The sequence below is a fragment of the Bradyrhizobium sp. GW821-FHT13H06 genome (assembly GCF_058803975.1).
In genome coordinates, this window is record NZ_JBXAPN010000004.1 from 454219 (window position 1) to 474355 (window position 20137).

18 protein-coding genes are annotated in these 20137 nt (G+C 64.7%); 9 read left to right on the top strand and 9 right to left on the bottom strand.

Annotation, left to right across the window (positions count from 1 at the left end; genetic code table 11):
• Window positions 1-23: 23 nt before the first annotated feature.
• The 7 genes from AC1RQP_RS19485 to AC1RQP_RS19515 form a co-directional block, all read right to left on the bottom strand.
• Window positions 24-752: an ABC transporter ATP-binding protein gene (locus tag AC1RQP_RS19485; RefSeq protein ID WP_239622692.1), complete on the bottom strand. Its 729-nt coding sequence runs from the start codon at window positions 750-752 to the stop codon at window positions 24-26.
• Window positions 745-1461, bottom strand: a complete 717-nt coding sequence (locus AC1RQP_RS19490) for an ABC transporter ATP-binding protein (protein ID WP_492938164.1) — start codon at window positions 1459-1461, stop codon at window positions 745-747. Before AC1RQP_RS19490 ends, AC1RQP_RS19485 begins: the two co-directional genes overlap by 8 nt.
• Window positions 1461-2507, bottom strand: coding sequence for a branched-chain amino acid ABC transporter permease (locus AC1RQP_RS19495; RefSeq protein WP_492938423.1), 1047 nt, complete (start codon window positions 2505-2507; stop codon window positions 1461-1463). The genes AC1RQP_RS19490 and AC1RQP_RS19495 overlap by 1 nt, the downstream gene beginning before the upstream one ends.
• Before the next feature lie 33 nt (window positions 2508-2540).
• Complete coding sequence (locus AC1RQP_RS19500; RefSeq protein WP_025035503.1) at window positions 2541-3413, bottom strand: ABC transporter permease subunit; 873 nt, start codon at window positions 3411-3413, stop codon at window positions 2541-2543.
• 94 nt (window positions 3414-3507) lie between these two features.
• The gene (locus tag AC1RQP_RS19505; RefSeq protein ID WP_492938165.1) at window positions 3508-4761 is read right to left on the bottom strand and encodes an urea ABC transporter substrate-binding protein; all 1254 of its coding nucleotides are present in this window, start codon (window positions 4759-4761) and stop codon (window positions 3508-3510) included.
• A 10-nt stretch (window positions 4762-4771) separates the two neighbouring features.
• The gene (locus AC1RQP_RS19510) at window positions 4772-5437 is read right to left on the bottom strand and encodes an ANTAR domain-containing response regulator (RefSeq protein WP_492938166.1); all 666 of its coding nucleotides are present in this window, start codon (window positions 5435-5437) and stop codon (window positions 4772-4774) included.
• Window positions 5434-6594, bottom strand: coding sequence for a transporter substrate-binding domain-containing protein (locus AC1RQP_RS19515; RefSeq protein WP_492938167.1), 1161 nt, complete (start codon window positions 6592-6594; stop codon window positions 5434-5436). Before AC1RQP_RS19515 ends, AC1RQP_RS19510 begins: the two co-directional genes overlap by 4 nt.
• A gap of 655 nt (window positions 6595-7249) precedes the next feature.
• Between AC1RQP_RS19515 and AC1RQP_RS19520 the strand changes: the two genes are divergently transcribed.
• On the top strand, window positions 7250-8374 hold the full coding sequence (locus AC1RQP_RS19520; RefSeq protein WP_492938168.1) for a GNAT family N-acetyltransferase: 1125 nt from the start codon (window positions 7250-7252) through the stop codon (window positions 8372-8374).
• A 28-nt stretch (window positions 8375-8402) separates the two neighbouring features.
• Here the strand turns inward: AC1RQP_RS19520 and AC1RQP_RS19525 are convergent, their stop codons facing one another.
• A complete protein-coding gene (locus tag AC1RQP_RS19525) occupies window positions 8403-9626 on the bottom strand; it encodes an FAD-dependent oxidoreductase (protein ID WP_492938169.1) in 1224 nt (407 codons plus the stop codon).
• 464 nt (window positions 9627-10090) lie between these two features.
• Between AC1RQP_RS19525 and AC1RQP_RS19530 the strand changes: the two genes are divergently transcribed.
• The 3 genes from AC1RQP_RS19530 (at window position 10091) to AC1RQP_RS19540 (ending at window position 14413) form a co-directional block, all read left to right on the top strand.
• A complete protein-coding gene (locus AC1RQP_RS19530; protein ID WP_239622679.1) occupies window positions 10091-11437 on the top strand; it encodes a lipopolysaccharide biosynthesis protein in 1347 nt (448 codons plus the stop codon).
• A 238-nt stretch (window positions 11438-11675) separates the two neighbouring features.
• Complete coding sequence (locus AC1RQP_RS19535; RefSeq protein ID WP_492938170.1) at window positions 11676-12851, top strand: glycosyltransferase family 4 protein; 1176 nt, start codon at window positions 11676-11678, stop codon at window positions 12849-12851.
• A 29-nt stretch (window positions 12852-12880) separates the two neighbouring features.
• Entirely contained in the window at window positions 12881-14413 is a 1533-nt protein-coding gene (locus AC1RQP_RS19540) for a glucosamine inositolphosphorylceramide transferase family protein (RefSeq protein WP_239622676.1), read from the top strand.
• A 55-nt stretch (window positions 14414-14468) separates the two neighbouring features.
• Here AC1RQP_RS19540 and AC1RQP_RS19545 read toward each other — a convergent pair whose 3' ends face one another.
• Window positions 14469-15392 carry a LysR family transcriptional regulator gene (locus AC1RQP_RS19545; RefSeq protein WP_239622674.1) on the bottom strand — a complete coding sequence of 308 codons (924 nt, stop codon included), beginning with the start codon at window positions 15390-15392 and terminating at the stop codon, window positions 14469-14471.
• A 107-nt stretch (window positions 15393-15499) separates the two neighbouring features.
• Here AC1RQP_RS19545 and AC1RQP_RS19550 point away from each other — a divergent pair, with 107 nt between their 5' ends.
• From AC1RQP_RS19550 to AC1RQP_RS19570, 5 genes are read left to right on the top strand one after another with little or no spacing between them, the layout of a single operon-like run.
• On the top strand, window positions 15500-15823 hold the full coding sequence (locus AC1RQP_RS19550; protein ID WP_239622673.1) for a Dabb family protein: 324 nt from the start codon (window positions 15500-15502) through the stop codon (window positions 15821-15823).
• Window positions 15820-16899 carry a maleylacetate reductase gene (locus AC1RQP_RS19555; protein ID WP_492938171.1) on the top strand — a complete coding sequence of 360 codons (1080 nt, stop codon included), beginning with the start codon at window positions 15820-15822 and terminating at the stop codon, window positions 16897-16899. The genes AC1RQP_RS19550 and AC1RQP_RS19555 overlap by 4 nt, the downstream gene beginning before the upstream one ends.
• A 5-nt stretch (window positions 16900-16904) precedes the next feature.
• The gene (locus tag AC1RQP_RS19560; RefSeq protein ID WP_492938172.1) at window positions 16905-18278 is read left to right on the top strand and encodes an amidohydrolase family protein; all 1374 of its coding nucleotides are present in this window, start codon (window positions 16905-16907) and stop codon (window positions 18276-18278) included.
• A gap of 21 nt (window positions 18279-18299) precedes the next feature.
• On the top strand, window positions 18300-19202 hold the full coding sequence (locus tag AC1RQP_RS19565; RefSeq protein WP_492938173.1) for an NAD(P)-dependent oxidoreductase: 903 nt from the start codon (window positions 18300-18302) through the stop codon (window positions 19200-19202).
• Between the two features lie 15 nt (window positions 19203-19217).
• Window positions 19218-20102, top strand: a complete 885-nt coding sequence (locus tag AC1RQP_RS19570; RefSeq protein WP_492938174.1) for an intradiol ring-cleavage dioxygenase — start codon at window positions 19218-19220, stop codon at window positions 20100-20102.
• The last annotated feature ends 35 nt before the right edge of the window (window positions 20103-20137 follow it).

A 20137-nucleotide genomic window follows, 5' to 3' on the forward strand; every position in this document is an offset into this window, starting at 1 on the left:
CCTTCTGTCGTTGGCGTAGGTCTTCAAACCGCGAGATGACGGCGCATCTCGGCCGCGTCGTCGAGCGCCGCGCGATCGAGGTTGGCGACGATGCGTCCCTTGTCCATGACGTAGCAGCGCTGCGCCATGGCGCGGATCATGTCGAGATTCTGCTCGACCAGGATGATGGTCACCCCGGTCCTGTGGTTGAGCTCGACCATGTTGCGCGCGATGTCCTGGACGATGTTGGGCTGGATGCCCTCCGAGGGCTCGTCGAGCAGGATGAGGTTCGGGTCGGCGATCAGGACCCGTCCGATCGCGAGTTGCTGCTGCTGGCCGCCGGACATGGTGCCGGCGCGCTGATGCCAACGCTCTTCGAGGATCGGAAAGGCTTCGACGATCTTGCGCCGGCCCGCTTCGGGAATGCCGCCGCCCTTGATCGCTGCGCCGACCGCGACGTTCTCGCCGACGGTCAGGCGCGGAAACACGTCGCGCCCCTGCGGCACATAGCCCATGCCGAGGCGCGCCCGCTTGTGCGCGGGAAGAAGCTCTACCGCCTCGCCGCGATAGACGATCGAGCCGCTCATCGCCGGCACCAGTCCGATCAGGCTCTTCATCAGCGTGGATTTGCCGACGCCGTTGCGACCGATGACGGCGACGATCTCCCCTTCCCGCACCTCGATCTCGAGGCCCTGGAGCACCGGCTTGCCGCCATAGCCGGCGCGCAAGCCCAGGGTCGACAGGATCACTTCCTTGCGCGGCTGATCAAGCATGGGCCTGCCCCAGATAGATCGCCGCCACGCGCTCGTCGGCCACGATCTCGTCGATCGAGCCTTGCGCGAAGACCTGCCCGAGATGCAGCACGGTGACGCGGTGCGCGACCTGCCGGACGAAGGCCATGTCGTGCTCGATCGCCAGCACCGTCATGCCGTCGGCATTGAGCCGCTGCACCATCTCGCCGGTCATGTGGGTTTCCTCGGGCGACATGCCGGCGGTGGGCTCGTCCAGCAGAAGAAGGCGCGGCTTCAGGCTGACCGCCATGCCGATCTCGAGCCATTGCTTCTGGCCATGGCTGAGATTGCCGGCGATCTGCGCCTGCTCCGATTCCAGCCCGAGGAAGGTCAGCAGCCGGCCGATCTCCGCTTCGAGCTCCGCGCCGCGATGCCGGCTCTGCAGGGCGATCTCGAGATTCTGGCGGACCGACAGGCCCTTGAAGACGCCGGGCACCTGGAACTTGACCGAAAGGCCGCGGTGAATCCGCGCAAAGGATTTCAGCGCCGTGATGTTCTCGCCGGCGAAGAGAATGTCGCCGCTGCCGGGATGATGCTCGCCGAGGATCAGGCGGAACAACGTGCTCTTGCCGGCGCCGTTCGGGCCGATCAGGCAATGGATCTCGCCGGCTTGCAGCGTGAGATCCACGGAATTGGTGACGTGCAGACCACCGAAATGCTTGTTCAGCTTGCGCAGTTCGAGCAGCGACATCAGCCGGCCCTCTGCGTGAGGCGTGCGGCGATACGGCCGAGCCAGTTCATCACCCCGAGCACGAGACCGTTCGGGGCGATCAGGACCGTGAGCACCAGCAGCACACCCATGAAGACCAGCGCGTACTGGCTGCCATAGATCGTGAGCGCCTGAAACGCGGCGAGCACCACCAGCGTGCCGATCACGGTCGACGTCAGGTCGCTGCGGCCGCCGACCGCGACCCAGATCAGCGGCAGCGCCGCGGCCGTCATGCCCATGCTCGACGGCGTGATGTACTGGCCCCACACCGTGTAGAGCACGCCGGAGAGCCCTGCGAGCGCAGCGCCGATGACGAAGGTGATGAGCTGGTACTTGCGGATGTCGTAACCCAGCATCTCCGCCCTCTCCGGGTTCTCACGGATCGCGACGATGACGTTGCCGAAAGACGAGTTCATCAGGATCCGCAAGGCCAGATAGACGAAGACGAGAAGGCCGAGCACGAGGTAGTAGAGCCCGACATCGGCGAACAGCACGATCGGCTCGCCCGGCCAGGGGATGGTCAGCGGCGGCATCGCGCTCATGCCGTTGAAGCCGTTGAGCCGCGCACTGCCGATGTGCCATTCCGGCCCCGCGGTCTGTGCCATGAAGCGTTCCAGCATCAGGGTCACTGCGAGCGTGACGATGCCGAGGAACACGCCGGCGATGCGGCCGAAGAACATGAAGTAGCCGAGCAGGACCGCGAACAGTGCGGCGATCCCGACCGCGATCACCAGCGCCAGCAGCGTGAAGCCGTAGGCGGAGCCGAAATTGATGGTGAGGATGCCGTAACCATAGCCTGCGATCCCGAAGAAGGCGGTCTGGCCGAAGGAGAGCGAGCCGCCATAGCCCCAGATCAGGCACAGGCTGAGCGCGATGAAGACCCAGACGAAGAAGTAGACGGTGTTGCCGACCGTGTAGCCGTCGCTGAACAGCGGATAGGCGAGTGCGGCCGCGAGCACGAGTGCGAACAGGCCCCAGAAGGCCGGACCGCGACCGACGGTCTGCGGGCCTTCGAGACGGCGAAACATTGCGAGGAGACCGGTCACGACGCCATCACTCCGTCAGGTGCGCTCGCGCAGCACGAACCCGGAAATGCCTTTCGGCAACACCCGGACGACGATGATGACGGCGACGAGCAGACCGATCTGGCCGAACAGCTGTCCCTGCCAGGACGTCATCACCGACTTCACCACCGCAAGCACGCCGCCGGCCGGTGCGGTGCCGAGGAAGACGTCGGCGCCGCCGATCACCACGGTGACGAAGGCCTCCATGATGAAGGTCGCGCCCATGGTCGGCACCAGCGTCATGGTCGGCGCATAGAGGCCACCGGCAAGACCGGCGAGCCCTGCCCCGCAGGCGAAAGTGAGGCTGTAGATCAGGCGCGTGTCGACACCGAGCGCGGCCGCCATGTGCGGCACCTGGATGGTGGCGCGTGCCAGCACGCCGAACCGCGTCCAGTTGAACAGCGCGTAGAGCGCGGCGAGCACGCCGAGCGCGGCACAGAACAGCACGATGCGATAGATCGAATAGGAGTAGTCGCCGACCTGGAAACTGCCGAACGGCGTGCCGACGCCTGCCATGGTCGAGCCGACCATGATCAGCGTGCCCTGCGTGGCGATCAGGCTCAGCCCCCAGGTGGCGACGATGGTGTCGAGCGGCCGGTCGTACAGATGACGGATGACCGCGAGCTCCACCACGACGCCGACCAGCGCCGACACGAGCGTGCCGGCCAGTATTCCCAGCGGCAGCGGGAGGCCGGCATGCACGGTCGCGGCGGTGACGTAGGCGCCGCACATGATGAACTCACCATGGGCAAGATTGATCACACCCATCATGCCGAAGATCACCGCGAGCCCGCAGGCCGAGAGCACCAAGAATGCGAAGGCGTCGCCGAATTGATAGAGCGCCGAGAATACGTGGGTCGCGATGTCCATGAATCAACCAGGATGTGGGAGGATGCGGCGTCGCCGCCGCAGATGTCCGTGATCGCCCCGGCGCGCCGAAAGCGCCGGGGCGATCAGCCGCCGGTCAGGGCTTCGGCGGCGGATTCGACGGCGTGTACTGGGCCATCGGATCCTTCTTGGTGAGATCGCAGCCGGCGTCACCCAGCCAGTACGGCTTGATGTCCTCCCAGACCTTCGGGAAGGAGATCGAGTGATCGGCGCCGACCTTGGCGAGATAGATCGTGTGCGACATGTGCTGGCTCTTCGGGTCGATGCAGACCTTGCCCTCCGGCGCGTCCATGCAGACGTCGCCCAGCGCGATCACCTTGCGGATCTCCTCGCGCTTGGTCGACTTCGCGCGCTCCACCATCTGCTTGTAGAGATAGACCGCGAGATAGGAGTTCTCCGCCTCCTGGTTCACATAAGGCTCGCTCGGGAACTTGGCCTTGAACTTGGCGTAGAACGCCTTGCTCTTGGGCGAGTCGATCTCCTCGATGTAGTTGGTGGTGACGTACATGTCCTTCAGGCTCGGCGGCTTGAAGCGCTTGTGCTCGTAGCCCTGGCCGACATTGACCGAGGAGGCCATCGGCAGGTTGACGTTGGCGGAGGCCGCCTGCTCGTAGTAGGAGGCCTGCGCGGTGCCGACCAGCAGCGTCACCACGAAGTCAGGCTTGGCCTTCTGGATGTTCTGGATGCTCTGCGAGAATTGCGACACGCCGAGCGGGATGAACTCCTCGCCGGCCATCTTGCCGCCGTTCTCCTTGACGATCTTGCGGACCCACTCCGCCGAGATCTGGCCGAAATTGTAGTCGGCTGCAAGCGTGTAGACGTTCTTGCCGTACTTCTCCATCATGTAGGGGATGAGCGTCGAGAACTGCTGCTCGGGCACGGCGCCCGTCACGATCATGTGGCCGTCGCAGACACCGCCTTCGTACTGGTTGTTGTAGAAGGCGAAACCGTTGAACTGATCGACGATCGGGCGGTACGCCTCGCGCGAGGCCGAAGAGAAGCCTGCGAACACGACATCGACCTTGTCGCGCTGGAGCACGCGCCGCATGAACTCCTGGTAGCGGGTGTTGTCGGACTGCGTGTCGTAAGCGACGAGCTCCAGCGGCCTGCCCATGATGCCGCCGGCCTTGTTGATCTCCTCGGCGGCGAGCTGGATGGCGTGAACCTTGCCGATCGTGGCCGCCGCGAAATCGCCGGACTGATCCTCCAGCACGCCGAGCTTGATCGGGTTTTCCGCCGCGAGCGCCAAGTGTGATCCAAGGGGTGATCCGAGGACAAGCGTCCCCGTGAGGGCTGCGGCGCGCAGCCCCCGCAATACAGACTTGCTCATTTTGCTTCTCCTAGATGGCCTGCTTGTTGCCGCCTTGCAGCGTGATGCCGGTCGTGCGGCTGGACGTGTCGGGCGGCTTCGCCCGCTTGCTCAGAAACTCCTCGCAATAGAGTTCCATGTTCTGCCGCGCGCGCATGCTCTCGCGGCGGAGCTGGGAATAGGCACCTTCCTCGTCGAGGCCCTCCTGCCGCATCAGCAGGATGACGGCCCGGATCACGGCGCGGCGGCCGCGGCGGCGCTCCTCAAGACCCTGCAGGCGCTCATACATCTCGGCGCGCAGCAGGAACTGGTTGATGCCCATGAACAGGGACGTGTAGACCGCGCCGCCATGCACCGGCTTGCGCAGGAATGAGGTCGCGCCCAGATTGACCAGCGCCTTGAGCCGGCTCGGCGCTTCGACGCCAACGAGGCCGATCACCGGCGCCGGCGGCAATCGCGAGGCAGGATTGACCTCGATCGCGACGGCGCCTTCGAGATCGCCATCGATGAACAGGATGTCACGGTCCGCCTGCAGACTCGCAACATCGATCTGGGCGCGACCGTCGATGATTTCCGGGTACTCCGTGGAAACGCCGAGCTTGGCCAGCGTCGTTTCGAGCGCGCTCTCCCACCCTCCTCGCCTGGTGACGACGATGGCACGGCCGCCCTTGAAGTTCTGCAGCAGTCGGGAGCTCATGATTGCACCACCTTCAAATGTGGAGAGCGCATTGCGCTGGCAAAGCGCGGCGACGACTGAACGAGATAGGGATCCGGCGCGATCGGCTCGCGCGATTCCAGCAGCACTTCGAACTGCCCGTCGGCTGTCGACCGGCCGATCCGAGGCGTGAGCCAGGCATGGAAGGTCTGGCGGTCGATGCGGACCTCGCCTTGCGGCGCGTGCAGCCGCTGGTCCCCCACGGCGGCGCGGACCGTCCTGGCGTCGTCGGTGCCGGCCTGCGACAAGGCGGCTCCGAGCAGCTTGACGGCGATGTAGGACGCTTCGGCATCCGCCGACGAGGCCGGTCCCTCCGGAAAGGACGTCGTATAGGCGCGAATGAAGGCGCCGTTTTCCGCCGAGTTCAGCGAAGAAAAATAGACACTCGAGGATAGATGTCCATCGATCGCATCCGGGCCGATCTCCGGCAATTCCGGCTCCGACAGCGTGCAGCTCGCGACCGGGATTTCGGCGGCCTGATCGATGCCGCGCGCGCGGCAGGCGGCCCGGAACGCCCGGAAGAACGCGTAGGCGCTGGTGCCGATCAGATTGTTGAAGACGAAGTCGGGGCGTTGGTCGATGATTGCCGCGATCACCTGATCGACCTCGGTGTCGCCGACGGAGAGATAGCGTTCGGCGAGCACGGTGCCACCACGCGCAGTCAGTGCCTCCCGGAAGATGCGATTGTTTTCCCAGGCCCAGATGTAATTCGAGCCGACGCAGAAGGCGCGCGAACCGAGGCGGGATGCCAGGTAGTCGACGAGTGGCAGCACGTGCTGGTTCGGCGCGGCGCCGGTGTAGATGACGTTATCGGAGCTCTCGAATCCCTCGTAGTGAGAGGGATACCACAGCAGTCCGTCGAGCTTCTCGAAGCAAGGGATCACCTCCTTGCGGCTCGACGAGGTGTAGCAGCCGACCACATGCCGGACGCCGGAGCCGAGAAGCTCGAGGCTGAGCGAGCGATAGCTCGCGAGGTCGCCGGACGGATTCACGACCACCGGCTCGAGCGCGATATCGCCGCCGCTCGCGTTGATCTCCCGAAAGGCGAGCAGCGCCCCGTTCAGCATCGACCGCGCCACGACGCTATAGGACCCCGTCGTCGAGAGCATTACGCCGATGCGATATGTCGTCCGCGCCATCACTCGTCCCGAAATGAAAAAGGCGCCCATCGGCCGTTAAGCCGAGGGCGCCCTCGCCGCCAACCGAGCACGCGAAATCCGCGCGATGTTGGAAATAGTTGAAACTCGCTGCGTTGACGGGCTGAACTGCCCAACGCTTGTGGAGCACGGTCGTTGAGATCAGTTACGAAGTCAAGCGCGTTATTGCAGCGAAAGCTGCTACGATTCGTATCGTGGTGCAGCAAAACTGTGCATCCGATCCGAGCCCACGCGCCGATGCGCCGTCGACATGACGGCACGCCCGACGTCCTGCTTTCGGGCCTGACGTGCGCTATCGAAGGTTGCGCGGTCGAACCTGCCGATGGGCCTGTGCCAAGCCAAGCCGTCGGCACTTCCCGCTGCGAGCGACAGGCATCTCTGCCGCCGCTCGAATTCGCCGGGTGTGAATTCCAGCCGGCGGAGCATCATCTGGCATCGAGCCGGCCGCGCACGATCTCATCCTCAGCCCTGGGTTCATGCACTTCCGGCATTTTAGGAATTTGGTAACGATACGAACGTCGCTGAACGCATTAATGCAAATCGCACGCTGCCGGTGTCTGCCCCGTAACGACCTTGCTATAAGCCCGGCCAGGCGCGATCGACGCTCGCGAAATCGACCTGGTTTCATTGATTGCTCATGAACAAGCTCAGCAATACGTTCGACATCGTCATCGAGCAGTCGTTCGACTTTCTCTCTCCGGAATATGCAGAGCTTTTTGATCGCTCGGCCGCCACTGCGTTCCAGCATCCGGTCTGGCTGCATAGCCTCTACACCGGGCTCGCGCCGGAAACGGGCGCAACTCCTCTGGTCGTCGTGGTCCGCCACCGCGCGACGGGGGCCCTCGCGATGGTGCTGCCCCTGCTCCGGGTCCGGCGCGGTCCGATACGAACCGTCGAGTTCGCCGACCTCCGCGTTTCCGACTACCTGGCGCCGGTTTGCAGCCCGGACGTGTTCTCGCAACTGCTCGACGACGCGGCTGCGTGCGCGCAGATTCGGCGCCTTGTCCGTCCTTTCGATCTGCTCCGAATGGTCAAGCTGCCCGACGGACGGCTACCGATCGAAGACCTCCTGGCTGCGTCCCGCCGCGTCGCGATGGACACCAATGCCTACGCGACGGTTCTCGTCGCGCCGTTCGAGCAATGGCGGGCCAGCACGCTCGATCGCTCCTATCAGAAGGAGCTCGCAAAGAAACGTCGTCAGCTCGAGAAGAAGGGCGCGCTGAGCTTCTCGTGCTGCGGCGACAGCGCGTCCGTGCTCGAGGCGCTGGACGTCATGAGGAAGTTCCGGGGTCCGCGCTTTCACGCACAGGGCGACGGAGACCTGCTGCAGCGCCCCGAATATTACGGCTTCTATTCCGCCGTCGCGCTTGGCGGCCTCGGGTCCTTTGTCCGCCTCTACGCCATGAAGATGGACGGCGAGGTGATTGCCGCCGTACTCGGACTATGCCATCGGGGCCGCTTCCTCATCATCATGAGCGCCTTCGACATCGCCGGCTACAAGAGCCAGTCCCTCGGCGCGCTGATGTTCGAGCAGGTGGCGCGGGACTGCATCGAGCGCGGAGATCAGACGCTCGATTTCACCATTGGCGACGAGCCATACAAGAAATCGTTCGGCGGGCAGCCTTCGCCGATGTGGGCGGTGACGCAGGCCGGCAGCACCGCAGGCGCCATCGCCCTCTTCGCGCTGAAGCAGGCTCCCTGGCTCAAGCTGGCGGCCAAGCGGCTATCGGATTTGAAACTCCAGCCCGCCCCCACGCGCTGACCCACGGCACGCGAAGGAGGAGCAGAACTCAGGCGCGCAACGCGCCGCGGACGCGCCCGAGCCAGCCCGGGTGCATCTGATCGACGCGATGTGTCAGACTGCGCCGCAGGAAGTGCAACCGTCGCCGTACGTCCCAGCCGATGTCGTTGCGGGACGTCAGAGCCTCGCGGAAGCGCGCCATCTTCAGCGACTGCTGGTCAGCCGCGATCTTGTCGCGATCGGAATAGAACTGCGAGATCTTCTCCAGGCCCATGCCTGGGGTCATGAGCCACCGCGGCGCGTATTCGGTGCAAAGACGCTCGACGTCCACCAGCAGGCGGGCGACGCCCGTGCCGGCGGCGGGACAGTTGGTCTGGAACGCATCGCCGATGAGCACGACGCCGGGCTGGAGATGCCCCTCGACGACAGTCAGATCCATCACCCAGTTCTGGACCCGGTCGGTCACGCGGAAATCGCCGAGGTAGTCCCGCAATCCCGGCAGCAGGCGCAAGACCGTCGCCTCCGGCTCGCGACGCAACTCGCGCATGATCGGGTCGGTCGGATCGCGGAACATGAAGAGATTGGCCCGCATGCCGGCACGGACCGGAAACAGGCTGAGATAGTCGATGCCATCCGCCGTACGTTCGCCGTAGCAGGTCAACGCCTCGAAATCGAACGGAGTACCGTCCTGGCGGGCGATCGTGAAGCCGAATGAAACCGAATGGCGCTCGGCCAGCACGCGCCGCCTGATGCCGAGCCTGTAACCGAGGACTCCCGCCATGCCCGTGGCCAGAACAACGAGGCGTGCGGTGACGCGCCGTCCGGAGGCCAGCTCGAGATGCTGGACATCGTCGCTGCTGCTGATCGCCGTGACCTCGTCGACGATCAGGCGGGATGGATCGGGTATCTGGCGGCGCGCCATGGCGACGAGATCGGCATAGGGGAATCCGTAAGCCTGGCCGACACTGACATCGACCACTTTGCCCTCCCGGATATTGAGCACCTGGTCATATCGACAGGCGACGTCCTCGAGCGCGTTGAGAAAGCCCAGCTTGCGAAACAGCTCCAGCTGATGGCCGCCGATCTTTTCGACCCGGAATTCGTCCGGATAGATCGCGCGCTTGTCGACGAGAGCAACGCGATGCCCTGCCCGCGCCAGCACGGCCGCCGCAAGCGATCCCGCAAGACCACCGCCGACAACGGCGATATCGGAGACGACCGTTGCCGTCTCGCCCTCGTCGATCGGCTCGGTCACGGCTCCATCCGTCGTCATGGCTTCGGCTCCCAGGTTAACGGCGGTTCCAGTGCAACTCTCCCGCCTGATGTCGCATCGCGGAGCCGAGTGCGATCATTTCCGAAGATTGAGGTTAATGATCTGAAGCGGCGGGCGCGCTGCCGCCCTTACGGCACGCGTCTTGCTCGAGATGCTCCGTAGATTCCGGGTTCCGACATCCCGGCGACCGATCCAGCGCGCCATTCCGCACTCGAACGGCCGATCTCGCCTTCTTCGGTCGTCGATGCGGCGCCAGGCCGTCAGTCGGTCGAGCTGGACTTTGCACCAACCGGGACAATGAGGACGACGATGTTCCAGAGTGAAGCAGCCGACGTAGCCGCGATGTCGTCGCGGCCGGCGAGATCCTGCATCTCGTCCATTAACACTCGCGCCGTTGCAGCATGCTAGGTTGTCGCCGGTATCGGAACACGTCTCTTCAGGGGAGCGCACCCCCTTAAACCTCCATGATCGAAGCCATCCTCCAGTTCATGCGGCGCGATGTCACGCGCGGAGTTGCCGGGACCATCCTCCTCAAGGTTGGCAGCGGCGTGCTCGCGTTTGCATTGTTCTCGCTGGCGGCACGGACGATGTCGCCCGACGGCTTCGGCATCTTTGCGACCTGGCTCTCGGTCGCCCAGATCGCAGCCGTCCTGGGACTGGTCGGCCAGGAATCCCTGCTGGTGCGCTTCCTCAACGAGTATCAGGTCAGCGAGAGGCCGGACCTTACCAAAGGCGTCCTCCTATCGAGCTTCAAGATTGCCTCGGTCGCAATGCTGATCGTGATCGCCGGGATCGCCATCGTAGCGAGCATGAGAGGCGACTGGTGGCTGCTGATCCTCGTGGTGTCGGCCTACACGGCCGTCAACGCCGCAGTGATGCTTGGGAGCCAGATCGCTCGCTCGCTGGTCAGCATTCTCATGGGCGAAGGAAATCGTGAGTTCTTCTGGCGGGTGATCGTCGTCCTGTTCCTGCTCGCCATGCTGCTCAGCCATCGGCAACTCGATCCCACCGAGTTGATCGCGGTGATGACGATGGCCATGTCGGTGGGCCTGGTGGCGCAGATCATTTCGATCGCGCGAGTGCTGCCGGATTTGCGCGGTACGCCGGCGCGCACCGAGACATCCCGCTGGCGATCGAGCGCCCTTCACTTCTGGCTCGCATCCATCCTTGAAGCCGCCAACCAGTATTTCGACGTCATTCTGGTCTACTGGATGCTGGATCCGACGACCGCCGGAATCTACTTTGCCGCCTCGCGCCTTGCCAACATCTTCGCCATGCTGTCCGCAGCGCTGTACACTTTCGGCGCGCGCCGGCTTCCGTCGCTGTATTTCAGCAAGAACCACCGGGAGTTCGAGCGGACGTTGCGGTTGATGGCGGAAGTGACCGCACTTTGCGTGATCGCCGGCCTCGTCATCATCTGGATCGGCGGCCCCTATCTCCTCAACCTGTTCGGACCTCATTTCACCGCACAGCACTCGGTCTTGATCGTGCTCGCGATCGGGACCGCCATCCAGGCAGCAGGCGGCCCGTCTGCTGCGATCCTGCAGCTGACCGGCCATGAACGAATCTATGTGCCGGTCGTTGCCGCCAACGTCGCGCTGCGGCTCGTGGGATTTATCGTCCTCATTCCCTGGCTCGGAGTGCTTGGCGCGGCGATTTCGGCGACGGTGTCGCTCGCGCTCGCGACCATTGCCCTGAACGTCCTCTGCCGCCGGCGATCCGGGGTGGATCCCTCGGTCCTGGTGCTCTTGCGCTTCTCTGCTTCGAGGCGCGGCAACTATGCAGTTCGCGGCGCGGACTCGAGCGATTAGATGTCATCAGGTCGCGGCTCGGCGAATCCGCAGTCACGCGCCGGCGGCGTGCAAGACCGATTGGTTAACGCGCTCGCCGCGCACCCTCGGGGAAACAGCGGAAATGCCGCGCGAACGATGTGGTTGCAAAGGCCTCGCATTAACTCCGTTTGTTGCTAGGCGCTGTCCAGGCGATACCCGCATGATAGGTACGGAGTTAAGAAGGTGAAGATTTCGTTTCTTTAGCGGGTCGGGATCCGTGCTCCACTATCAGCCGAACAAGCAATTGGGCGAGACGAGCGCGACGGCTTTGGCGCGGCCGGACAACGGCGCGCCGAAACTGCACGTGCTTCTCGCACAAACCCAGGCCGAGAACGCCGGTGCGCAGGAGATCTCGCGGCTCCTCGGCGCCGGGCTCACCGCTCGCGGCTATCGGGTCACCAATCTATTCTTCTTCCGCAAATCGGACTCCTTCGATGAACCGCCGGATACGCTCTACTGCGCACAGAGCCGGCCGGGCAATCCGGTGGCGCTGCTGCGGATGCTGCGGACGCTCGGCCGCCATATCAGGGCCACGAGGCCCGACGCCGTCCTGACTTTCCAACATTTCGGCAACGTCGTCGGCGGTGGCGTGACGCGTCTCGTCAGCCGTGCACCGGTTGTCGCAAATCAGGTTTCATCCGCAATGTCGATGAGCTGGCCGGTCCGCACCGCCGACATCGTCATGGGCAGTCTCGGCTTCTTCGACTGCATCACGCTCAATTCGAAGGACATGCAGCGCGAATATTCGCGCTACCCCGCGGCTTACCGGTCGCGCATGGTGCATGTGCCGCACGGCTTCGACGACAAGGCCCTCACGCTGTCGAAGGAGGCTGCACGACACAAGCTCAACCTGCCGCCGGACAGCGTCCTGCTCGGCTGCGCGGCAAGGCTGCATCCGCACAAGCGGCTCGATATGGCGATACGTCTGTTGCCGGATCAGCCATCCTGGCACCTTGCGCTTGCCGGCCAGGGAGCCGACGAGGCCCGGCTGAAGCTGCTGGCGAGCGACTTGCGCGTCTCGGACCGACTGCATTGGCTCGGGGAGATTCCTCCCAGCCGGATGGCGGACTTCCTGGCCTGCCTGGACGTGTTCGTCTTTCCGACACAGGCCGAAACCTTCGGTCTGGCCGCTGTCGAGGCTGCGAACGCCGGTGTTCCCTCGGTCGTGACCGATCTTCCCGTCCTGCGCGAAGTGTTGTCCTACGAAGGGAGACCGACCGCACTTTTCGTCGATGCCTCCGATCATGCGAAGCTCTCTGCAGCCGTCTCCACGCTGTTGACGGACAAGCACCTGAGCGACGAACTGCGACAAAACGCCAAAGGCCTGAGATTGCGCTATTCGGTAGATGCGATGGTTGACGAATACGTTCGTATTCTCGAGCAGGTCATTTGACATGATCCGTTGAAACAGATTGGCTCGACATGATCATCGAGTTTCGCTGTGAACGCGAGTACGCGCGGCAATGGATGGCCCGCGAGACGCTGTCGATCGACGGCCGGGACGTGCCGGTTCAAATCGTATGGGCGCCAACGGCGGAGCCGCGGCCCGCAGGGCTCGACGCCCTGTTCGAGCTCGAACGCGTGGCGTTGCGCAAAGGCAAACATGGCGGCGCAGACAGGCTGAAGCTCGTTCCGGAAGGGTCGCAGGCTTGCGGCGCCGCCGACGTGATCGTCGATTTTACGGGCGCCGCGCGGGATCCGGACTGCTCTGCCCGGCTGTATCTGCGTCCGCTGTTCAACGGAGCTGCGGGCGAAAATGCCGCCCTCGCCGCCATTCTCGCCGGCGACCTGCCCGTGATCGACATCGTCAACGAGGCCGATGGTTCGGTCCTCGACCGCGGCCATCCATCCGGAGAGATTGCCGCGGGCCTCAGCGGCGCGCTCGAAACCGTCATGGCGCGAACCCTGACCATGGTGGCGGCGGTCCTGTCGGGAAGGCCGCGCATTGTGCCGCAACTGGCGCGCCCCGCCGGGAATGACTTGCGCCGCGAAGCTGTCGGCTATGTCGCTCGCGGCCTTGCCGCATCGATCGCCAAGGAGATCTATCGCCTCTGCTGCTATGCCCCGCATTGGCATATCGGATGGCGCTTCAATGACGGCGGAGGCGTCTGGCAGACCGGAGATCTGTCCGGCCCAAGCTGGAACGTGCTGGGAGATCCTGGAAACCACTTCTACGCCGATCCCTTTCCGATCACGTGGCAGGGGCGCACATTCGTCTTCTTTGAGGATCTCGATCACCGCGTCGGAAAAGGCATCATTTCGGCGATCGAGTTCAGTGACGCGGGGCCGGTCGGCGAGGTGATGCCGGTGCTGGAGGAGCCCTGGCACCTCTCCTATCCGTTTCTGATCGAAGACGATGGCGAGCTGTGGATGATCCCGGAGAGCTCGACGCGCGGGGACGTCGCCCTCTACAAATGCGTTCGGTTTCCGGACAAATGGGAGCGATATGCGACGCTCCTTTCCGGCCTCGAGCTGGCCGACGCCACGATCACGCGGCACAACGGCCTGCACTATCTGTTCGGCGCCTGGCGCGACGGAGCGGGTGGCTATTCGGATTCGCTGGCGATCTACTACGCCGACCGTCTCTTGGGGCCCTGGTTGCCCCACGCCAGCAATCCGGTCTTGATCGACCGCGCAAGCACGCGGCCGGCGGGGAATTTCGTCACCCTCAATGGCAGATTGTGGCGACCGGTCCAGGATTGTGCCGACGGATACGGCGCGGCGCTCGCCCTGGCAGAGGTGGTCGAACTGTCGCCGACGGCGTTCAAGCAGATCGTCCGCCACTCTCTGAAGCCCGGACCGCTATGGCCCGGCAGGAAGCTGCATACCTTGAACCGCTGCGGCCGGCTCGAGGTGATCGACGGATCGCGCGTCCAACCCAAGACGCGCGCGTTCGCGAGTCACTTTCCGTCGACGGTCGTGTCTGCGCGAACCAGCCCGAGTTCGGCTGTTTGATCTGCGTTTCGCTCGCCGATCCGCCCACGGCGACCCGAATTCTCGGGTTGCCCGCTCACTTCGCCGCGTCGATCCAGATGCCGGGCTGCGAATGCTCACGGATGTGGCTGACCAGGAAGTCGGAAAAGACCCTGATCTTGGCGGGCAGCCTGACGCGGTTTTGATAGGCGATGTTCATGGTGAGCAGAGGCAGCTCCCAGCCCATCAGGACCGGCACCAGCCGGCCGGCCGCGATATCACCCTGCACGATATAGAGCGGCTGGATCAGGATGCCTAACCCGGCACGGGCTGCGCCACAGATGATCTGGCCGTCATTACTGTCGAGCGTCGGCGCGATGCGGATGGTCTGCGTCGTGCTGCCCTGGCTCAGCCGCAGCGAATAGGGATCGTTGGCGAGGTTGTAGATCAGCATATTGTGGCGGGCGAGATCGGCGGGATGCTCCGGCCAGCCGTGCTTCTCCAGGTAGGAGGGAGCCGCAGCCAGCACGCGGTGCATCTGGCCGATCCGCCGGACGATGATGTTGGAATCCGGTTCTTGCTCCCGCGTGCGGATCGCGACGTCGATGCCAGCTTCGATGAAGTCGGGATACCGGTTTGCGCTGATGATCTGCACGCTGAGATTGGGATAGAGCGCGCGGAAGGCGGGCAGCATCGGCGCGAGATAGATCATCGCGAACGACAACGAGCTCGTCACGCGGAGCATGCCCTTGGGCGACAGCGCGCGGTCGGAGACTGCATCCTCAGCCTCAGCCAATTCGTTCAAGAGCGTGCCGCAGCGCTGCAGGAGTTCCTGCCCTGCTTCGGTCAGCCATTGCCGGCGCGTGTTGCGCTCGATCAGCCGGACCGCAAGCCGCTCCTCCAGCGCGCTGAGATGACGGCTGACAGCCGCATTCGACATCCGCAGCGCGTCGGCAGCTTTGGACAGACTGCCGAGTTCAGCGGTTTTGGAGAACACCTCGAGTTGGAGCAGCCGGTCCATTTTTTCGCAAAAAGGAAAAGAGACTTACAAATTTTGACCTTTATTTCCGATTTCTGCAAGGCAAAATGGCGCCAACAAAGCACTATCGCAGGCGAGGAAACTGGGAAATGTCGGGCCCGATCAGGCACATCGTGATGTGGCGGCTGCGCGGGGACACCCCCGAGGAACGCACCGCCGCGCGGGTCAAGGTCAAGATCCTGTTCGAGGGCCTCAAGGGCCGGATCGACGGCCTCACCCATATCGAGGTCGGCCTCGACGTCAGCGCTGTCGACTACGCCTGCGACGTCGTCCTGTTCTCCGAATTCACCGACCAGGCGGCGCTTGCCGCCTACGCCAACCATCCGGAACATCTGCGCGTCCGCGAGGCGCTGGGCGACTTGCGGATCGGACGCTTCCAGGTCGATTATCCCATCAAAGAGACCGGCGCATGATCGGCTCGTTCACCTACGAAAACCTGCCCTGCCGCGTCGTGTTCGGCAGCGGAACGCTGGCTTCCGCCAAGGCCGAGGTCGAGCGGTTCGGCGGCAAGCGCGCGCTGGTGCTGACGACGCCGCAGCAGGAGGAGCAAGGCAAGAGCTTGGGCACCGCGCTCGGCCCGCTCTACGCCGGCCTGTTTTCCGGCGCGACCATGCACACGCCGGTCGAGGTCACGGAACGGGCGCTCGCGGCGCTGAAGGCGTGCGAGGCCGATTGCGTCGTCTCGCTCGGCGGCGGCTCGACCACCGGTCTCGGCAAGGCGCTCGCCTTGCGCACCGGCGTCAACCAGCTCTGCATCCCGACCACCTATGCCGGCTCCGAGATGACACCGATCGTCGGGCAGACCGAGAACGGCCTGAAGACCACGGTCCGCGATGCGGCCGTGCTGCCGGAGACCGTGATCTACGATGTCGATCTAACCCTGACGCTGCCGGCAAGCCTCGCCGCAACCTCCGGCATCAATGCGATCGCCCATGCGGTCGAGGCGCTCTATGCCCGCGACGCCAATCCCGTGACATCGCTGATGGCGGAAGAAGGTATCCGCGCGCTGGCACGTGCCCTGCCCGCGATCGCCGCCAGGGCCAACGACCGCGAGGCCCGCACCGAGGCTCTCTACGGCGCGTGGCTGTGCGGCGTCTGCCTTGGCACCGTCGGCATGGCGCTGCATCACAAGCTCTGCCACACGCTCGGCGGCACGTTCGACCTGCCGCACGCCGAGACCCACACCATCGTGCTGCCGCATGCGCTGGCTTACAACGCACCTGCGGTGCCCGACGCGATGGCGCGCATCTCGCGCGCGATCGGCGCTGCAGACGCATCGCAGGGGCTTTTCGAGCTTGCGAAGCGGCTGGGTGCGAAGGTCGCGCTGCGTGATATCGGCATGCCCCAAAGCGGCATCGACAAGGCGGCCGACCTCGCCGTCACCAATGCCTACTGGAATCCGCGGCCGCTCGAGCCAAACGCCATCCGCGACCTGATTGCACGCGCCTGGGCCGGCGAGCCGCCGGGCACTGTCAAAGCGGCGGCGTGAAAGCGATGCGGCGCACGTTGATCAAATCGGCCACCGTCATCAGCATGGATGACGCGATCGGCGACCTTTCGAGCGGCGATGTGCTGGTCGAAGGCAGCCGGATCGTCGACGTGCGCCCGTCGATCGACCTCGGCAGCGGTGCCGCCGAGACCGAAATCGTCGACGGCGCCGGGCGCATCGTCATCCCCGGCCTGATCAACGCGCACATGCACACCTGGCAGACGGGCTTGCGCGGCTATGCCGCGAACTGGACGCTGCTCGAATATTTCCGCCGCATGCATGCCGGACTCGCGACCGTGTTCCGGCCAGAGGACATCCATATCGCGACGCTGGTCGGCGCATTGAACCAGATCCACCACGGCGTCACCACGTTGGTCGACTGGTGCCACAACAATCCGACGCCCGATCACACCGATGCCGCCGTGCGCGGCCTGATCGAGAGCGGCATCCGCGCCGCCTTCTTCCACGGTTCCCCAAAGCCGGAGCCGAAGCCGGGCGAGCCGCATTTCTCGGAAGTGCCGCATCCGCGCCGCGAGGTCGAGCGGCTGCTGGCGGGCCCCCTCGCCGACCGCGACGGCCTCGTCACGCTCGGTCTTGCGATCCTGGGTCCGCATTATTCAACGCTCGACGTCGCCATGCACGATTTCCGCCTGGCGCGAGAGCTCGAGCTGATCGCCTCGATGCATCAGGGCGGCGGACCGGCCAAGACGCCCGGCGGCTGGGAGCAGCTGATCGAGGCCGGCCTCGTCGGCGCGGGCGTCAACATCGTCCATGGCAACGATCTGCCCGATAAACTCCTGGACCGGATGATCGATCTCGGCGTGTCCTTCTCGGTGACGCCTGAGAACGAGATGATCCAGGGCCACGGCTTCCCGATCACCGGACGCCTCCTCAAGCGCGGCGTTCGGCCGACGATCGGCATCGATCTCGAATCCGTGCTGGCAGGCGATCTCTTCTCCGCCGCCCGCGTTGCGCTCTCGATGCAGCGGGCGCTCAACAATGCGGCGTCGCAGCAAGCGAGCGGCACCATTCCGGCAACGACCACGATCCCCGCGCGTGAAGCGCTCCGCTGGATCACGACGGAAGGCGCGCGCATGCTCGGCCGCGAGAGGCAGATCGGCTCGCTGACGCCGGGCAAGCTCGCCGACCTCGTCATCATCAACGCCTCCGATCTCAATCTTGTCCCGGTGCACGATCCCGTTGCCACCGTCGTGATGCAGACGGGCCTCGCCAACATCGAGGCCGTGATGATCGGCGGCGCCTGGAAGAAACGGAACGGCCGGTTGCTGGCCGAGGGGCTGGAGACGAAGAAGGAGCAGCTGGCGCAATCCGGACGGCGGCTGGTGCAGGACATCGAACGACAGGGACGCGCTGCCTAGCAGCGCCATTGGACAAGAACAATGACTGACGCTTCCAGGAATGTTGCTTTCATCGGGATCGGCAAGATGGGTCTGCCGATGTCGGCGCTCGTTATCAAGGCCGGGTATGCCGTGACCGCTTTCGATCAGAGTGCCGCACGGCTCGACGAGGCACGCGCACTCGGCATTTCGGTTGCAGCTTCGCCGGCCGACGCCGTGAGCGGCAAGCCGGCCGTTGTCACGTCCCTTCCCGATGACGCGGCGTTACGCGGCGCATTGCTCGGCCCCTCCGGCCTCATCGCCGCGATGGCGCCCGAAGCCAGCTTGATCGAGACCAGCACCGTCAGCGTCGAGGCCTCGACCGAAGTTGCGGCCGCGGCGCAGGCGCGCGGTATTTCCTATCTCCGTTCGCCGGTCTCCGGCAATGCCAGCATCGTCCACACCGGCGCGCTGACCTGCTTCGTCTCGGGGCCGAAGCAGGCCTTCGAGAACGCAAAGCCGCTGTTCGCGGCCTTTACCCGCGCGCAGACCTATCTGGGGCCGGCCGAGGAAGCTCGCTACGCAAAACTGTCCGTCAACCTGATGATCGCGGTGTCGGCGGCGATGATGGCGGAGAGCCTGGCGCTGGCGCGCAAGGGCGGCATCGCCTGGCAGGACATCCTGAAGGTGCTCGAAGACAGCGCGATCGCCTCGCCGATGGTGAAGTACAAGACCGCGCCGCTGCGAACCCGCGATTTCGAGTCCACCTTCTCCTGCAAGCAGATGGCCAAGGATCTCGATCTCATCCTCGGCGCCGGGCACGCCGTCGGCGTGCCGCTTCAGCTCGCGGCGCAGGTGCGCGAGACCTATGGCTCGCTGGTGGCGCAGGGCGACGGCGACACCGACTTCATCGCAACCGTCAAGCATCTCGAACGGCTGTCCGGCCTCGGCGAGCCGAAGCTCTGATCAACGGAGGCACCCATGCGCAACTTCAACGAGAGCACGATCACGGACGCGGTGCTGGAGCGGATTGCCGGCGCAACCGACCCGCGGATCAAGCAGGTCAGCGAAGCGCTGGTCCGCCACCTCCATGCCTTCGTCCGCGAGGTGCGGCCGACCCAGAAGGAATGGGACTACGGCATCGATTTCCTGACCCGCACCGGGCACATGTGCGACGACAAGCGCCAGGAGTTCATCCTGCTGTCGGACACGCTCGGCATTTCCATGCTGGTCGACGCCATCAACCATCCGGTGCCGGAAGGCGCGACCGAGACCACGGTGCTCGGCCCGTTCTTCGTTCAGGCCGCGCCTGAAAAGGAGAGCGGCGCCGACATTTCGGGTCCGATGGACGGCGATCCGATGCTCATCACCGGCTCGGTCTCGACCGCCGACGGAAAGCCGCTTGCGGATGCCATCGTGGACGTGTGGCATTCCGACGATGACGGCTATTATGACGTGCAGCAACTCGACGCCATCGGCGATCTCGCGATGCGCGCGCGTTTCCACACCGATGCCAACGGCCGCTTCCATTTCTGGTCGATCAAGCCGGCTGCCTACCCCATTCCGCATGACGGCCCGGTCGGCGAGATGCTGGAGGCCCAGGGCCGCCATCCCTGGCGCCCGGCGCATGTGCACTTCATGATCTCGGCACCGGGGTTCGAAAAGCTCGTGACTCACGTGTTCGTCGCGGGCGACCAGTATCTCGACAGCGACGTCGTGTTCGGCGTCAAGGACAGCCTGATCCGGGAGTTCGTACGTCGGCCCGCCGGCCGTGCGCCGGATGGTCGCATGGTGGACAGCGAGTATTTTCATCTCAACTACGATTTCGGGCTGAAGCAGGTCGCGGGCAACGCGAGAGCCGCCTAAGCTGGGCTACGGACCAACGAGAGTCCGGCAACAGG